The sequence below is a fragment of the Agreia bicolorata genome (assembly GCF_000938265.1).
GTDB classification, from domain to species: Bacteria; Actinomycetota; Actinomycetes; order Actinomycetales; family Microbacteriaceae; genus Agreia; species Agreia bicolorata.
The window spans coordinates 229,378-246,140 of sequence record NZ_JYFC01000004.1 but is presented as its reverse complement, the minus strand read 5'-3'; the positions used below and the strand labels follow the sequence as shown (position 1 = coordinate 246,140).

The window sequence follows — 16,763 nt, the reverse complement described above, 5'->3', positions numbered from 1 at the left end:
AATGCTCACTTGGTCACCTCAGCAGTCTGGGTACGCGGTCGTCTGAGGCCGACGCCGGTGGGCTTCGGCAATCGGAACACCGCACGCACGAGCGGGGGCGCCGCAATGAAGAGCACGATGAGCGACTGGATCACGACCACGATATCGATGGGGATGCCCTCCGATGCCTGCATGGCGAAGCCACCGGCCTTGAACGCGCCGAACAGGATGCCGGCGAAGAAGATGCCCCACGGCTTGGATCGGCCGAGCAGCGCCACGGTGATCGCATCGAAGCCGATGCCCGCGTCGATGCCAGAGCTGAATCCTGTGGTCACGGTGCCGAGCACCTGCGCCACGCCGGCGAGTCCTACAAGGCCACCAGACAGGAGCATCGCGTAGATGTACATCTTGTTGACGCTGATCCCCGCGACGCGAGCCGCGTTCGGGTTCTCGCCGACAGCCCGGAACTGGAACCCGAGGTTCGACCTGTTGAGCAGGTACCAGACGTAGACCGTGGCCGCTATCACGAAGATGAAGCCCCAGTGCAGGTTGAACTGCGAGCCGAGGAGGTCGGGGAAGACAGCCGTGGGGAGGGCCGCCGGCGTCTTGGGGTTGTTCGAGCCAGGGGCCTGCAGCAGGCCGGGCGTCTTCAGCATGAACGAGACCAGGTAGAGGGCCACGAAGTTGAGCATGATCGTGACGATCACCTCGTGGGCTCCCGTTCTCGCCTTGAGCAATCCGACGAGTCCGCCCCACAGGGCACCGCCGATGACACCTGCCGCAACGGCGAGGATGAGGTGAAGCCCGTAGGGCAGCTCGAACGACCAGCTGACCCACCCGGCGCACGCGGCGGCGATGAGCATCTGACCGCGGCCACCGATGTTGAAGAGGCCGACACGGAAGGCCAGACCGACTCCGAGGCCGGCCGCGATGAGCGGCGTGGCAAAGGTGAGTGTCTCTGTCAGCGGCTTGATGCCGGCGATGAAGCCGGGGCGCTTGAAGTTATAGACAGCCCCCTGGAACAGCGAGGTGTAGGCGCCCGAGACGGAATCCCACACGGCCTTGATCAGGTCGCCGGGCCGAGCGAAAAAGTACCCGGATGCAGCAGCCACCTTGTCGTCGGTGAGAGCGATCAGGATTCCTCCGGCGAGCATCGCCAGCACGACCGCGAGCACCGAGATCATGGCGCTGCCGCCCACGATCTCGCGCATAACGCCGTGCCAACGCGGCTCGGCGACGGAGGCGTCTGGGCCCTCGGGCGAAGATGCGACGGGTGGGCCAGATTCGACGGGTGGGCCAGATTCGACGGGTGGGACTGAGGGCTGGCTCACGCGGCCGCTCCTTCGGGTGGGGAGATGACGGAATCGGGTACTTCGCCGGCCATCATGAGACCGAGCACGTCGCGAGGAGTGTCACCCGGCACGATGCCCACAATGGTTCCGCGGTACATCACGGCGATGCGGTCGGCGAGCGCGACGACCTCGTCGAGCTCGGTCGACACAACGATCACCGGAATGCCGGAGTCGCGGGTCGCCACGATGCGCTTGTGCACGAATTCGATCGAGCCGACGTCGATGCCTCGGGTGGGCTGGGCCGCCATAAAGAGGCGGAGGTCGCGACTGAGTTCGCGGGCGAGCACGACCTTCTGCTGGTTTCCACCGGAGAGGCGCCCTACGGGCGTAGTGATGCCCTGGCTGCGAACGTCGAACTCCTTCGACTTCTGCTCAGCGAATTCCTTGAGGTAGTTCAACTGCAGGGTTCCCGCCTTGACGAACGGCGGGCCGTCGCTTCGGTCGAGCATCAGGTTCTCGGCGATGGTGAACTCGCCGACGAGACCGTCTTCTTTTCGGTCCTCCGGCACGAAGCCGATTCCCGAGGCGAGCACCTGCTTCACCGACAGACCACGGATCGACTTGCCATCGAGGGTAATTTCTCCACGAACACGCTGCTGCAGTCCCATGATGGCCTCGGTGAGCTCGGTCTGCCCGTTGCCCTGCACTCCGGCGATCGCGAGGATCTCGCCGGCCCGCACGTCGAAGCTCACGTTGTTGACGACCAGCTGGCCGTGGGGGTCAACCACCGAGAGGTTGGAGACGACGAAGGCGTCGGCCCCGGGGGTGGCCGGGTCTTTGTGCACGGTGAGCTCGACGGCGCGACCGACCATGAGCGAGGCCAGTTCTGCGTTCGTCGCCGTGGGCGACGCCTCGCCGACGACCTTGCCGAGGCGAATGACCGTGATGCGGTCGGCGACTTCGCGCACCTCGCGCAGTTTGTGGGTGATGAAGACGATGGATGTGCCGGCGGCCTTCAGCTGCCTCATGATCGTCATGAGCTCGTCGGTCTCTTGAGGGGTGAGCACGGCAGTGGGCTCATCGAAGACCAGAACCTTGGCGTCGCGCGACAGGGCCTTGATGATCTCGACCCGCTGCTGCACACCGACCGGCAGGTCGTCGACCAGCGCATCCGGATCGACATGGAAGCCGAACCTTTCGCTGATCTCGCGCACCTTCTCGCGGGCCGCACCGAGGTCGAGTACGCCGGCAGCGTTCGCCTTCTCGTGGCCGAGCATCACGTTCTCGGCCACGGTGAACACGGGGATGAGCATAAAGTGCTGGTGCACCATGCCGATTCCCGCGGCCATGGCGTCGCCTGGGCCCGCGAAGTGCTGCACGACGTCGTCGAGCAGAATCTCACCCTCTTCGGCCTTATAGAGACCGTAGAGCACGTTCATCAACGTCGACTTGCCGGCACCGTTCTCACCGAGGAGACAGTGAATCTCCCCCGGTTCGATGGTGAGGTCTATGTGGTCGTTGGCAGTGAGGGCGCCGAAGCGCTTCGTGATGCCGCGGAGTTCAAGCTTCATAGAGACAATCTACCCATCTGGTCGATGCGTGAAGAGCGGGCTTAACGCGATCGGGGGACCAGCCGTGGCTGGTCCCCCGATTTCACGCGGGTGGAACGGTGTGTGCGACTACTTGTTCAGGTACGAGGAGACCTTGACGTCGCCCGAGATGATCTTCGCCTTGAGGTCATCGATCTCGCCCTGGAGCGACGAGTTGACCTTCGACTCGAAGTCGTGGAACGGCGCCATGCCGACTCCGTCATTCTCGAGTGTTCCGACGTAGGGCTTGCTCGTGAAGTTTCCGGCGGCGGCGTCGGTGACGACCGTGTCGGTGGCCGTCTTGATGCCCTTGAGGATCGACGTCAGGTAGAGGTCCTTGTAGGTGGGGTCACTCTCGTAGAGGTCGGAGTCGACACCGACGAGTGCGATGTCCTTGCCGGACTCCTGGATGGCGACGCCAGCGCTCTGGTAGATCGGTCCACCGACGGGCAGCAGAACGTCTGCACCCTGGTCGATGAAGTTCTGAGCGGTCGTCTTGGCGACGTCGTTGGCCTCGAAGCCACCGGTGAACGTCGCAGAGTCGGGGGCCGTCAGGTCATAGCCCAGAACCTTGACGTCTTTGGACTTCTGCTCGTTGTAGTACTTGACACCCTGTGCGAAGCCGTCCATGAAGATGGTGACGGTGGGGAAGTTCATGCCGCCCCAGGTCGCGACGATGCCTGACTTCGAGTAGTCGGCGGCGGCGTAGCCCGCGAGGAAGGCGGCGCCGGCGGTGTCGAACGTGATCGGCTTGACGTTGTCGGCCGTGATGGAGGCGTCGTCGATGATCGCGAAGTCGATGTCGGAGTTTGCCTCGGCGGCAGCCTTGGTCGCGTCGGCCAGGGCGAAGCCGACCGTGACGATAAGCGTGCAGTTCTGGTCTACAAGGCTCGAGATGTTGGGCGCGAAAGCGGTCTCGGAGTCTGACTGAACCGTGATGGGCTCGACGCCAATCTTCTTGGCGGCGTCATTCAGCCCCTCGAAGCCTGCCTGGTTGAAGGACTTGTCGTCGAAACCACCGGCGTCTGACACCATGCAGGGAAGTGCGTTCGAAGCGGCGGCGTTGGTCGAACCGGTTTCGGCCGGCGCGGATGCGCAACCGGCGAGGAGTGCGGCGAAGCCGAGGGTGGCGATGCCGCCCATGGCGGCACGGCGAATGGTCTTGCTCAAGATGTCCTCCAAGGATTGCCCCGCGAAGTAGCGGAGCGCAGGGCTGTGTGGTCTCTCACGTTACCTAATGTGACGCGGGCCAAGCAGCCAGCAGCCGGCATCGCCGCCCAGTCGTTACAAAGACGCGTTCGCACCGAAACAACCCCGAAATGTTCACCGCCAAAAAGCCTGAAAAGACGCCGGATGCGCCGCGCGGCGATCGTTTGAGGAATCGGCTACGGCGTGCTGGGGCTGGTGACCTCGAGTGCACCCGAGACGATGTCGCTCTTCAGCCCGTCGAGCTCGGCCTGCAGCTCCGGCGTGACGGCAGAAGCCTTGTCGTGGTACGGAGCAAGAGCCACTCCCCCGTTGTCGAGGGTGCCCACGAAGGGCGAGTTATCGAATGAGCCGTCGACGTCGTCGCCCACGATCTGCACGACAGCATCGCCGGTGTTCTTCAGCACACTCGTGAGGACGATCGGCTTGTACGTCGCCGGGAGCGTCTCGTAGCCGTCGTTGTCTACCCAGATGATCGACACGTTGGGGTTCTCGAGCGCCGCTGCGGCGGCACCTTCTCCGACCTGGCCCGCCACGGGAAGGATGACGTCGGCGCCTTGATCGATGAACGCCTGGGTCGTGACCTTGCCCTTGTTGATGTCTTCGAAATCTCCCGTGAAGACGCCATCCTGGGCGTCCTTGCTCCAGCCGAGGGCTTGCACGGCGGTTCCGTGCACGGCGTTGTACTTCGCGACACCGTCGACGAAGCCGTCCATGAACAGTGTTACGGGAGGCTGGTTGCCGCCGCCGAACGTGGCGACCTTGCCGGTCGCGCTCGTTCCCGCGGCGAGGTAGCCGGCCAGGAACGCCGCCTGCGCTGTGTCGAACACGATCGGCTTGATGTTCGCGCCGTCGACCTGCTCATCGACGATCGCGAAGTGCACATCGGGGTTCGCCTTGGCTGCAGCTGCCGTCGCGTCGGCCAGCTCGTAGCCGACCGTCAGCACGAACTGACATCCGCTGTCGACGGCCTGCGTCACATTGGGCGCGAGGTCGGTCTCGTTGGTCGACACGATGACCTCGGCGTCGATCGACAGATCGGACTTGGCCTTCTCGAGGCCTTCCCAACTCGACTGGTTGAATGAACGATCCTCGAGGCCGCCGGAGTTCGTGACCATTCGGGCGCAGTAGCCGCTGGCCGTATCGGTGGTCTCGGGCGCCGGCGCGCATCCGGCCAACATGAGCGCAGAGGCGGCGACAACAGCGGCGGCGCGCAGGAGAGAAGAGGTCGACATGGCCAAAAGACTAGTAGGTGGCCCGTTCCCTGAACCGCAGGGTCAGAGAACGTCGCCAGAACCGCCGAGGCGCAGCGCGTCGACCACCGACTTGACCCGCTGAGCGTGCTCACTGGTGGTGACGAGCAGCGCATCCGGAGTATCGACGACCACGATGTCCTTCACGCCGATGAGGCTGATCACGCGACCGCTCTGCGAGACCACGACACCGCTCGACGAGTCGGAGAGCACGCGGGCGTTCTTGCCCAGAATGGCAAGCTCGGAGCCTCGGCCCGTGGAGTGAAGCTTCGCGATGGAGGCGAAGTCCCCCACGTCGTCCCAGCTGAAGTCGCCGGGAACGACCGCGAGCGTGCCATCGAGGGCAGCAGGCTCGGCCACCGTGTAGTCGATAGCGATCTTCTTGAGTTTGGGCCAGACCTGATCGACGACGGCGCCCCGGCGCGGAGTGTCCCACGCCTCGGCCAGTTCGAGCAGACCCGCGAGCAGCTCGGGTTCGGCCTTGCCGAGCTGCTCGAGCAGCTTGTCGGCACGGGCGATGAACATTCCGCCGTTCCAGAGGTACTTCTTGCTCTTCAGGTATTTCTTGGCCGTCTCGAGATCGGGCTTCTCGACGAAGCGCTTGGCGACCATGGCCGTCGAGGCGCCGGGCAGATCAAGTGCGTCACCGGTGAGGATGTAGCCGAAGCCCACAGACGGCTCCGTGGGCGTGATGCCGATGGTCACGATGTAGCCCGCGTCGGCCGCGTTGACGGCCTCGACCACGGTGTCGCGAAACGCCTCGGTCTGCGTGATCACGTGATCGGCGGCGAACGAGCCGATGATGACTCCCGGCTCGCGGTGCTGCAGGATGGCGGCAGCCAATCCGATGGCTGCGGACGACTCGCGCGGCTCGCTCTCGAGCACCACGTTGATATCGGCCAGCTCGGGAATCTGCTGCTCGACGGCAGCGCGGTGTGCTCGCCCGGTGACGACCATCACCCGCTGCTCACCGGAGATAGGAGCGAGGCGCTCCCACGTGTCGCGCAGCAGACTGCGGCCCGACCCGCTCAGGTCGTGCAGAAACTTGGGCGCGTCGGCGCGGGAGAGGGGCCAGAGTCTCGAGCCGATCCCCCCGGCTGGAATGACGCTGTAGAAACGGTCCATCGCAGAGTTCTCAGCCATGGCCCCACCATACCCACCCGAGCGCCGTCGCGATTGAACGAATGCTCACCTCGCCGCCACCGTCCATTAACCCCTGCGCCACCCGCCGCTCGTAGCGTTCGAAGCGTGCCCGGTGCATCCCCGGGCCGACGGGAGCAGCCCATGAGAGTCGCCGTCGTCACGGAGAGCTTTCTACCCACGGTCAATGGAGTCACCAACAGCGTCTGCAAGGTGCTCGACTTTCTTGCAGATTCGGGGCACGAAGCGATTCTCATCGCACCGGCCGCCCGGAACACGCCCTCCAGCTATCGAGGCTTCACCGTGCATGCGGTGCCCGCGGTCGCCTATCGGCAGTTTCCCGTCGGGCTCCCCCACCCCCAGGTGCAGAAGGTGCTGAGCGCGTTCGCCCCCGATGTGCTGCACGCCGCATCACCCTTCCTCCTCGGCGCCCAGGCGATCGCCGCAGCGAACCGCATCGGTGTGCCGAGCGTCGCGATCTTCCAGACGGATGTCGCCGGGTACGCCAAACGCAATCACCTCGGCAAGGCCGCCGCCCTGGCTTGGCGCTTCGTGCGCTGGATCCACGAGGCCGCCGATCTCACCCTCGTCCCCTCATCGAGCTCGGAGCGCGACCTCGTCGCCGCAGGGGTGACCCGCCTGGCGCGGTGGGGCCGGGGCGTCGACACCGAGCGATACCACCCGCGGTTGCGCACACATCCGGATGCCGTCGACCTGCACGCACGCCTGTCACCGGGCGGCGAGGTCGTGCTCGGCTACGTCGGCCGCGTCGCGCCGGAGAAGCAGCTCGAGCGCTTCGACCAGCTGCGCGGCATCGACGGCATCTCGCTCGCACTCGTCGGCGACGGCCCCTCGACCGCATCGGTCGGGCGACTGCTGCGCGGGATGCCCGTGACCTGGCTGGGGCGAATGGGCGGGGAACGCCTCGCCGTGGCGTACGCGAGCTTCGACGTGTTCGTGCACACCGGAACCGAGGAGACCTTCGGCCAGACGATTCAGGAGGCGCACGCGGCAGGTCTTCCGGTCGTGGCTCCGCGCGCCGGCGGCCCTGTCGACCTGGTGCACGACGGCGGAGACGGCTACCTCTTCGACCCCGACGCACTGACGGGAGCCTCGAGCATGCGCACGCTGGTCGAGGACCTCGTGGTGTCACGAGACCTGCGCCTGCGCATGGGAGAGTCGGGACGGCGCGCCGTGCGTGCGACCACCTGGAATTCTGTCTGCACCGAACTGCTCGGCCACTACGCGCGTGTCATCGCCGCTCGACAGCCCGTTCCCGTCGTCGAGGCAGTGTAGGCGCCTTCTCGGCTTAGGGGCGCCTAACAAACATGGGCTGCCAGAACTTATAAACTGGGAACCATCTTCGCCTTCGCCCGATCCTGATGAACCTGCACGAGAAGACCGGCACGACCGCGACGAGCCATCTCCATCGATGATCTCCACTTTCGAGATCATGGCTTTCTCAACCAAGGAGGGTTGTTCGTGTCCAGAACTGAGACAGGAACCCACGCGCCGGGTTCCCTTGCGCCTACGGGCAAGAGGCCCCAGGGCACTCTGTACCGCGGACGAGAAGGAATGTGGTCTTGGGTGCTGCACCGCATCACGGGTATCGCCATCTTCTTCTTCCTTCTCGTGCACATCCTCGATACCGCACTGGTGCGTGTCGCTCCCGAGGCGTACAACGCCGTGATGAGTACGTACAAGAACCCGATCATGGGGCTTGGTGAGACCGCGCTCGTCGGCGCCATCGCGTTCCACGCCTACAACGGCATCCGCATCATCCTCATCGACTTCTGGACCAAGGGTCCGAAGTACCAGAAGGTGATGTTCTACGTCGTCATCGGCCTGTGGGTCGTGACGATGGCCGGATTCGTTCCCCGCCACCTCATCAACGTCTTCAGCGAAATGGGGCACTGATGTCCACCACGATCGAAGCTCCTCGCAGCCCGTACTCCCGCGCACCGCGATCCCGCGGCGTCAACTGGGAGAAATGGGGATGGATGTACATGCGCGCCTCGGGCCTCGTGCTCGTTGTGCTCATCTTCGGCCACCTCATCGTGAACCTCGTTCTCGGTGACGGCATCAAGGCCATCGACTTCGCCTTCGTCGGAGGAAAATGGTCGAACCCGTTCTGGCAGGTGTGGGACTGCCTGATGTTGTGGCTCGCCATGATCCACGGCGCCAACGGCATGCGCACCCTCGTCAACGACTACGCGTCGCACCGCACAACCCGGGGCATCCTCAAGGGCGCCCTTCTCTTCTCAGTCATCGTCCTCATAACGCTCGGAACTCTTGTGATCTTCACGTTCGACCCCTGCCCCGCCGGCGCACCCGCCGACCTCCTCGCCTCGTTCTGCTCGGCGAGCTGACGGCCGCTGATATGACCGAGTACGCAGACGGATCCGTTGTAGACGGCGTTCACTACCACCAGTTCGACATCGTCATCGTGGGTGCCGGCGGCGCCGGCATGAGGGCGGCCATCGAGGCAGGCCCCAAGGCGAAGACCGCCGTCATCTCGAAGCTCTACCCGACCCGCAGCCATACCGGTGCGGCGCAGGGCGGCATGGCTGCCGCCCTCGCGAACGTCGAGGAAGACAGCTGGGAATGGCACACGTTCGACACCGTCAAGGGCGGCGACTACCTCGTCGACCAGGATGCCGCAGAGATCCTGGCAAAGGAGGCCATCGACGCGGTCATCGACCTCGAGAACATGGGTCTTCCGTTCAACCGCACGCCCGAGGGCAAGATCGACCAGCGGCGCTTCGGCGGCCACACGCGTGACCACGGCAAGGCGCCCGTGCGTCGAGCCTGCTACGCGGCCGACCGCACCGGCCACATGATCCTGCAGACGCTCTATCAGAACTGCGTCAAGTTCGGCATCAACTTCTTCAACGAGTACTACGTGCTCGACCTGGTGATGGTCAGCGACGGGTTCGGCGGGCAGAAGCCGGCCGGAGTCGTGGCCTTCGAGCTCGCCACCGGCGAGATCCACGTCTTCCAGTCGAAGGCCGTGATCTTCGCGACCGGTGGATTCGGCAAGATCTACAAGACGACCTCCAACGCCCACACCCTCACGGGCGACGGCGTCGGGATCATCTGGCGCAAGGGCTTGCCGCTCGAAGACATGGAGTTCTTCCAGTTCCATCCGACCGGACTGGCCGGCCTCGGCATCCTGCTCTCTGAAGCTGCCCGCGGCGAGGGCGCGATCCTGCGCAACAGCGAAGGCGAGCGGTTTATGGAGCGATACGCCCCGACGATCAAAGACCTCGCTCCCCGTGACATCGTGGCCCGCTGTATGGCGCTCGAGATCCGCGAGGGACGCGGCGCAGGTCCGCACAAGGACTACGTCTACCTCGACATCACTCACCTCGACCCCGCAGTGATCGACGCCAAGCTGCCCGACATCACCGAGTTCGCGCGCACCTACCTTGGCGTCGAGCCGTACACCGAGCCGGTTCCCGTGCTCCCCACCGCGCACTACGCGATGGGCGGCATCCCCACCAACGTTCAGGCAGAGGTGCTCTCCGACAACACCACCGTCGTGCCGGGCCTCTATGCAGCCGGCGAGTGCGCCTGCGTCTCGGTGCACGGTTCCAACCGACTGGGCACCAACTCGCTGCTCGACATCAACGTGTTCGGCAAGCGCGCCGGAAATGCGGCGGCCGAGTACGTGAAGACGGCCCCCTGGGTCGAACTGCCCGACGACCCCGCCGCCGGTGTGCGCGAACTCATCGAGAACGCCCGCAACTCGAACGGAACCGAGCGCATCGCGGTCATCCGCCGCGAGCTGCAGGAGTCGATGGACCGCAACGCCCAGGTCTTCCGTACCGAAGAGAGCCTCACCGAGGTGACCGAGGTCATCCACAACCTGCGCGAGCGCTACAAGAACATTCTGGTTCAAGACAAGGGCAAGCGGTTCAACACCGATCTGCTCGAGGCCGTCGAGCTGGGCTTCCTGCTCGACCTCGCCGAGGTCGTCGTGTACTCGGCGCGCAACCGCAAGGAGAGCCGCGGCGCCCACATGCGCGAGGACTTCCCCACCCGCGACGATGCGAACCACATGCAGCACACCATGGCCTACCTCTCGGGCGACCCCATGTCGGCCGACGCTGGAGACCACATCAGACTCGACTGGAAGCCGGTCGTCGTGACCCGTTACCAGCCCATGGAGAGGAAGTACTAAGTGAGTACAGCAACCCTGGATTCTCCGCCGGCTCCCGCTGACGACGTCATCCCCACATTCACCGTCACGCTCATCATTCGCCGGTTCAACCCCGACACCGACGACGAGCCCACGTGGCAGGACTTCGATGTCGAGATGTACCCGACCGATCGCGTGCTCGACGCTCTGCACAAGATCAAGTGGGAGCAGGACGGTTCGCTGACCTTCCGCCGCTCGTGCGCACACGGCATCTGCGGTTCGGATGCGATGCGCATCAACGGCCGCAACCGCCTGGCCTGCAAGACGCTGATCAAAGACCTCGACATCACGAAGCCCATCTACGTGGAGGCCATCAAGGGCCTGCCGCTCGAGAAGGACCTCGTCGTCGACATGGAGCCGTTCTTCGCGTCGTTCCGCGAGGTGCAGCCGTTCCTCATCGCGTCGTCGAAGCCCGAGAAGGAGCGCCTGCAGTCGGCCACGGAGCGCGCGCGCTTCGATGACACCACCAAGTGCATCCTCTGTGCCGCGTGCACGTCGAGCTGCCCCGTCTTCTGGACCGACGGACAGTACTTCGGTCCGGCCGCCATCGTCAACGCCCACCGCTTCATCTTCGACAGCCGCGACGAGGGCGCCAACGTGCGCCTCGACATCCTCAATGACAAAGAGGGCGTGTGGCGCTGCCGCACCACCTTCAACTGCTCCGAGGCATGCCCCCGCGGCATTCAGGTGACCCAGGCCATCGCCGAGGTCAAGCAGGCGATCATGCGAGGCAAGCCGTAGCGGCTGCTCCCTCGAGTGTGCAGAAAAGGCCCGTCGCGTTGATACGCACGGGCCTTTTCTGCACACTCAGTACCTTTTAGGGGCGCCATCCTTGGGAGGTCAGAGCATTGCGGACCCGGGTGACGATATCCGCGCGGTCTGCGTTCATATGCTCCTTGAGCACACGCACGACGCGCCAGTCATCGGCCGCGAAATCCTCGAGGCGGTCGACGTCGCGACGGAACTGGCGGCGGTCATCGGCGTGTTGGGAGCCGTCATATTCGACGAGCACCTTGTGTCCACGATAGACAAGGTCGCCTCTCCCGATAAAACGGCCACTCTTGCCGAACACGTCCACGTTGAGCTCGGGTTCCGGCAGGCCACCACGAATGAGAAGCAGACGCAACTCGGTCTCCTTCGGAGACTCGGAGCCTGGCCGAATGAGCTCGGCCGCCGCCACGAGAGACCGGACGCCCCGAGAGCCTTTCCGACATTCGACGGCCTGCCATAGCTGCTCACCGGTCTTCTGCGGGTAACGGTCGCCGATGATGTGGTCGCCAGTGATGACGAGCTCGTCTATCGACAGCAGCGTCGCGCACTGGCACCAGGCGTCGAGGATCGATACGACGGGCAGCCGCCGAAGCGAACCGATGTCGGCGGCGCCAGGGCTCAGCCTGTGTCCGATGATTCCTGCCGCACGCGGACTCTGCGCCGGTGAGATCGTCGACACGTGCAATGATCCTGCATCGAACCTTCGAGGCACGGGCAATCCGTGCATGGCGGCCGCCGTGAGGTGCGAGTAGAACTGGCCGCGAGGCATCCGTGCCGCATAAGCACGGCATCGAGACCACAGATCTGGACTCCCCACGACCGCGGGCATGCGAACGCCGTGGAACGGCGCCGCCAGGTCACGTCGCCGGAGCCGCCCCGGCGAGACTCCGAGATCGAGGGCGTCGCGCACGGAGAATGCGCGCCCATCGAGCCCGCTGGGCAGTTCTGCTCGTCGATTCACCCGTCGATGATGCCCATGTCGCCACGGCCCTGCAGAAGTTATCCCCAGCTCGCCACTCCCCCGCGTGTCGAGTGTGCAGTTCTTGTCGGTGGGATCAGCCCTCACCGGCAGAAAGTGCCCACTCAACGCGGGCGGGCGAGCGGGCGTCAAGCGGGGGCGCGGATGTGCGCCGGGTCAATAGGGTTGGAGGGTGAGCAACAGCAGCGACGACTCCGAGAAATCAGCCACCGGCATCCCCGCCCTCGTGCAGAAGGTGATGAAGCTCAAGCCCGTGCGGGTGTTCCAGCACTACGCCTCGAATGGCGGACCGCTGATGGCAGCCGGCATGTCGTATCAGGCCCTCTTCGCTGTGTTCGCCGCTCTGTGGGCGGGCTTCTCGATCGCGGGGCTCGTGCTCGCCTCGAACAGGCCGCTGCTCGAAGAACTGATCGCAATCATCAGCAGCGCGGTTCCGGGGCTCATCGGCGAGGGCGGCGCCGTCGATGCGGATGCCCTGCTGAATACCCCGGCATTGAGCTGGTCGGGCGTCATCGCCCTGATCGGACTCGCGTTCACGGCCCTCGGGTGGCTCGCCTCTGCGCGTGACGCCATCCGCCGCATCTTCTCGGTCGGCCCCGACACGACGTTCTTTCTGCTTCTCAAACTGAAGGATGCCGGGCTAGCAATCGGGTTCGGCATCGTGCTCGTCGTCTCGGCGGGCATCAGCATCGGCAGCACGACGCTCATCGGCTTGGCGTTCGATCTGATCGGGGTCGACAACACGTCCGGTTTCGCGGTGGTCGTGGCCCGCATCATCGGCCTGCTGATCTCGTTCGCGTTGGACGCGCTCGTGCTTCTTGTCTTCTACCGAGTGTTGACGGGCATCAGGATTCCCTTTCGGCGCGTCATCAGCGGTGCGCTCATCGGTGCAGCGGCACTGGGGGTGCTGAAAGCGCTCGGTGGCCTGCTGCTCGGAGGAGCCAGCAACAACCCCCTGATCGCGTCGTTCGCCGTGATCGCCGGTCTGCTGATCTTCTTCAACCTCGTCTGCCAGGTCATCCTCATCACGGCCGCGTGGATCTCGGTCGGAGTTGCAGACGTGGGCATCGACCTACGCGGCCTCTCACCCGATCAGCTCGAGGCCGAGGCCCAGCTGAAGCAAGCGGAGGCTCGGGTGGTGGTCGCCGCGGCCGAGCGAGCACGTCTCGAAGACGCGCTTCGCGAGGCTCGCGGCTTACGCCGCAGAGGCATCTCTCGCAAGCTCAAGGCGGCCGTTCGGGAGGAGTCACGATTGAAGGACGAGACCACTCCGCCTCACTAAACTAGGGGGATGTCTTCGTCGAAAACCGGCACGTCCCTTCGCATCGCATCTGTCAACGTCAACGGTGTTCGCGCCGCATTCCGCAACGGCATGGGTGCCTGGCTCGATAAGCGCGAGGTCGACATCCTCGCGCTGCAAGAGGTGCGTGCGGAGACGAGCCACCTCGAGGAGCTGCTCGGAGACGAGTGGGACATCCTGCACGACGCGGCCACGGCCAAAGGCCGGGCCGGTGTGGCGCTCGCGAGTCGCAACAAAGCTTCCATTCACCGCGTCGCCCTGGGCGCCGACGACTTCGACAGCGCGGGGCGATGGCTCGAGGCTGACTACGAGGTGGGCGGCAAGGTCGTTACCGTGGTGTCGACCTACGTTCACTCGGGCGAGGCGGACACGCCGAAGCAGGTCGAGAAGTACAAGTTCCTCGACGCCATGGTCGAGAGGCTCCCCCGACTGATGGAGCACAATCCCCTCTCCGTGATCGTCGGCGACCTCAACGTGGGTCACCGCACGCTCGACATCAAGAACTGGAAGGGCAATGTGAAGCGCGCCGGCTTCCTGCCCGACGAGCGTGCATACTTCGACCGCTTTCTCGGCGCCGAGGGCGACCCGGACTACAACGCGGGCGCAGGCTTCGGTTTCGTCGACATTGGACGACGCGCGGCCGGAGAGGTCGAGGGGCCGTACACCTGGTGGTCTGCTCGCGGACAGGCGTTCGACAACAACACGGGCTGGCGCATCGACTACCAACTCGCCACCCCCGAACTCGCGGCGAAGGTCACCAACTACACGGTCGACCGCGCAGCAAGCTATGCCGAGCGCTGGAGCGACCACGCTCCGGTCGTCGTCGACTACGCCATCTGACTCCTCGCCCTCATACGGGCCCCTTCGACAAGCTCAGGGAACGATCATGACCACGAAACCCCGCCTCTTCTCGGGTATGCAGCCCTCCGCCGAGTCCCTGCACCTCGGCAACTACATCGGCGCTCTGCTGAGCTGGAAAGCACTGCAGGAGACCCACGACGCCTTCTTCTTTCTCGCCGACATGCACGCGATCACCGTGCCACAAGACCCGGTCGCCCTGCGCGAGAATACGCGTCGCACGGCCGCCCAGTACATCGCAGCCGGAATCGACCCATCGAAGTCGACCCTCTTCGTGCAGTCGCAGGTGCCCGCGCACGCGCAACTGGCCTGGGTACTGAACACCCTCACCGGCTTCGGCGAGGCGAGCCGCATGACCCAGTTCAAGGACAAGGCGGCCAAGCAGGGGTCTGACACGGCGTCGGTCGGCTTGTTCACTTATCCCATCCTGCAGGCCGGCGACATCCTGCTCTACCAGGCGGCCGAGGTGCCGGTGGGCGAAGACCAGCGCCAGCACATCGAGTTGACCCGTGATCTCGCGACCCGGTTCAACTCGCGCTACGGCGAGACCTTCCGCATCCCCGAGCCCTACATTCTCAAGGAGACGGCCAAGATCTTCGACCTGCAGAACCCGCAGTCGAAGATGTCGAAGTCGTCGGAGTCGCCGGCCGGAATCGTGTGGTTGCTCGACGATGCCAAGACCACGGCGAAGAAGATCATGCGGGCGGTCACGGATGCCGATGGCCAGGTCGTCTTCGACCGTGAGGCGAAGCCCGGGGTCGCCAATCTGCTGACGATCTTCTCGGTGCTAGGCGACATCCCCATCGCCACCCTCGAGGCGGACTTCGCCGGACGCGGCTACGGAGACCTCAAGAAGGCTCTGGTCGAGGTCGTCGAGTCGACCCTCGGCCCGGTTCGCGAGCGCACGCTCGAGCTGCTAGCCGACCCCGCCGAGCTCGATCGCATCCTCGCCGCGAATGCCGACCGCGCCAACGAGGTGGCCTCAGCGACGCTCGCCGACGTCTACGACAAAGTCGGGTTCCTGCCGCGGTCGAGCTGACCGAAGCGCGAAGCGAGGTCAGCGCCCCACGCTCTGGCCCGCTTCGACGACGACCTCGTGCACGCGGCGCAGGTCTTCGATGAGTGAGCCGATGAGAATCCAATGGGTGGGACTCGGAGTGACGACTTGGAAGGGTGCCGTCAAGGCGGGCATCTCGGCCGTGCGCGGCAGTGGCTCCGCAGCCTGAAGATCCGACTCCTGCATCACAAGGCGCAGATCATGCGCCGCTTTTCTCATCTCATCGGCGAGGCCGACGACGGTGCTCTCGGTGTGCAGCGACTCGTCGTAATTGTCGGCGAGCCCGCGCACCATGCCGGGCACACGACCCACGATGACCCCCAGCATGGCGAGCAGGTCGTCGTCGAGCTCCAATGCGTCGGAGTTGGCGCGCCTGCGAGGGTTGAACCGCAGGCTCTCCTCGGCGCCGGTGACGGCTGCGCGGGCCTTCGCCAGCATCGGGGCCAGCAATCGCACCTCGACGAGTGCGCGGTTGCGGTCGGCCTCGGTCGACGGCTCGGTGAGCAGCCGGGCGAGCCCATCGAGGCACGCCGCCGTCTCGCGTCCGAGGGCCGCCACGGCGTCGTGCGCAGGCTGGAGACGCACTGGCGGAACGATCACGAGATTGATCACGACGGCGACCACAGCCCCCAACGCGGTCTCGACGATGCGACCGGCCGCATAGCCCGGTGTCTGGGCGCCGATCGCGAGAACGAGCATCGCGCTGATCGGCAGCTGCACGGTCGTCGACTGGCTCAGGCGAAGCGCCCAGCCCGTGAGAAGAGCGAGAATGATCGAGAGCAGAATGATCCACGTCGACGGGCCGAACGCCAACCCCACGAGGTAGGCGATGACCACCCCGACGATCACTCCGACCGTGCGCTCGAGGGCTTTGGCGAACGACTGGTTCACACTCGGCTGAACGACGATGATCGCCGCGATGGCTCCAAACACCGGCACCTGCGCCGGCAGGATTGCCAGGCAGACGATCCAGGCGAGGGATGCCGCGACCCCCGTCTTCACGATCTGCAGCAGGGGCGCCCTGTCGTCGGCCTGCAGCACCCGCGCGTAGCGCGCGGGCGCCAGACCCGCCTCGACCATACGACGGGCGAACGCGCCGCGCCTTGGGCTGTCGGCTGCCGGCGAATGCGTCACACGG

At 65.2% G+C, this 16,763-nt stretch carries 15 protein-coding genes; 8 read left to right on the top strand and 7 right to left on the bottom strand.

Going from position 1 to position 16,763, the window contains the following annotated elements:
- Positions 1–5 precede the first annotated feature (5 nt).
- The 5 genes from TZ00_RS11320 to TZ00_RS11300 all read right to left on the bottom strand — a co-directional run bounded on the left by TZ00_RS11320 (position 6) and on the right by TZ00_RS11300 (position 6,462).
- On the bottom strand, positions 6–1,310 hold the full coding sequence (locus TZ00_RS11320; protein WP_044441796.1) for an ABC transporter permease: 1,305 nt from the start codon (positions 1,308–1,310) through the stop codon (positions 6–8).
- Positions 1,307–2,842, bottom strand: coding sequence for an ABC transporter ATP-binding protein (locus tag TZ00_RS11315; RefSeq protein WP_044441795.1), 1,536 nt, complete (start codon positions 2,840–2,842; stop codon positions 1,307–1,309). Before TZ00_RS11315 ends, TZ00_RS11320 begins: the two co-directional genes overlap by 4 nt.
- Positions 2,843–2,950: 108 nt before the next feature.
- Positions 2,951–4,030: a BMP family lipoprotein gene (locus TZ00_RS11310; protein WP_044441794.1), complete on the bottom strand. Its 1,080-nt coding sequence runs from the start codon at positions 4,028–4,030 to the stop codon at positions 2,951–2,953.
- 215 nt (positions 4,031–4,245) lie between these two features.
- Positions 4,246–5,301: a BMP family lipoprotein gene (locus TZ00_RS11305; protein ID WP_044441793.1), complete on the bottom strand. Its 1,056-nt coding sequence runs from the start codon at positions 5,299–5,301 to the stop codon at positions 4,246–4,248.
- A 42-nt stretch (positions 5,302–5,343) separates the two neighbouring features.
- Positions 5,344–6,462: a mannose-1-phosphate guanylyltransferase gene (locus tag TZ00_RS11300; RefSeq protein WP_044441792.1), complete on the bottom strand. Its 1,119-nt coding sequence runs from the start codon at positions 6,460–6,462 to the stop codon at positions 5,344–5,346.
- A 141-nt stretch (positions 6,463–6,603) separates the two neighbouring features.
- Between TZ00_RS11300 and TZ00_RS11295 the strand changes: the two genes are divergently transcribed.
- The 5 genes from TZ00_RS11295 (at position 6,604) to TZ00_RS11275 (ending at position 11,401) form a co-directional block, all read left to right on the top strand.
- Positions 6,604–7,755: a glycosyltransferase family 4 protein gene (locus TZ00_RS11295; RefSeq protein ID WP_044441791.1), complete on the top strand. Its 1,152-nt coding sequence runs from the start codon at positions 6,604–6,606 to the stop codon at positions 7,753–7,755.
- Between the two features lie 186 nt (positions 7,756–7,941).
- Positions 7,942–8,376 carry a succinate dehydrogenase, cytochrome b556 subunit gene (sdhC, locus tag TZ00_RS11290; RefSeq protein ID WP_078714258.1) on the top strand — a complete coding sequence of 145 codons (435 nt, stop codon included), beginning with the start codon at positions 7,942–7,944 and terminating at the stop codon, positions 8,374–8,376.
- Entirely contained in the window at positions 8,376–8,828 is a 453-nt protein-coding gene (locus TZ00_RS11285; RefSeq protein ID WP_044441789.1) for a succinate dehydrogenase hydrophobic membrane anchor subunit, read from the top strand. The genes sdhC and TZ00_RS11285 overlap by 1 nt, the downstream gene beginning before the upstream one ends.
- 11 nt (positions 8,829–8,839) lie before the next feature.
- A complete protein-coding gene (sdhA, locus tag TZ00_RS11280; protein ID WP_044441788.1) occupies positions 8,840–10,642 on the top strand; it encodes a succinate dehydrogenase flavoprotein subunit in 1,803 nt (600 codons plus the stop codon).
- A complete protein-coding gene (locus tag TZ00_RS11275) occupies positions 10,643–11,401 on the top strand; it encodes a succinate dehydrogenase iron-sulfur subunit (RefSeq protein WP_044441787.1) in 759 nt (252 codons plus the stop codon).
- Positions 11,402–11,477: 76 nt separating this feature from the next.
- Here the strand turns inward: TZ00_RS11275 and TZ00_RS11270 are convergent, their stop codons facing one another.
- A complete protein-coding gene (locus TZ00_RS11270; RefSeq protein ID WP_044441786.1) occupies positions 11,478–12,392 on the bottom strand; it encodes a DUF559 domain-containing protein in 915 nt (304 codons plus the stop codon).
- 190 nt (positions 12,393–12,582) lie between these two features.
- Between TZ00_RS11270 and TZ00_RS11265 the strand changes: the two genes are divergently transcribed.
- From TZ00_RS11265 to trpS, 3 genes are read left to right on the top strand one after another with little or no spacing between them, the layout of a single operon-like run.
- Entirely contained in the window at positions 12,583–13,692 is a 1,110-nt protein-coding gene (locus TZ00_RS11265) for a YihY/virulence factor BrkB family protein (protein ID WP_044441785.1), read from the top strand.
- Between the two features lie 9 nt (positions 13,693–13,701).
- Positions 13,702–14,550 carry an exodeoxyribonuclease III gene (locus tag TZ00_RS11260; RefSeq protein ID WP_044441784.1) on the top strand — a complete coding sequence of 283 codons (849 nt, stop codon included), beginning with the start codon at positions 13,702–13,704 and terminating at the stop codon, positions 14,548–14,550.
- Positions 14,551–14,596: 46 nt separating this feature from the next.
- Positions 14,597–15,607 carry a tryptophan--tRNA ligase gene (gene trpS / locus TZ00_RS11255; protein ID WP_044441783.1) on the top strand — a complete coding sequence of 337 codons (1,011 nt, stop codon included), beginning with the start codon at positions 14,597–14,599 and terminating at the stop codon, positions 15,605–15,607.
- 18 nt (positions 15,608–15,625) lie between these two features.
- Here trpS and TZ00_RS11250 read toward each other — a convergent pair whose 3' ends face one another.
- Positions 15,626–16,759 (bottom strand): FUSC family protein, encoded by a 1,134-nt coding sequence (locus TZ00_RS11250; protein ID WP_238579663.1) that lies wholly within the window; start codon positions 16,757–16,759, stop codon positions 15,626–15,628.
- Between the last annotated feature and the right edge of the window lie 4 nt (positions 16,760–16,763).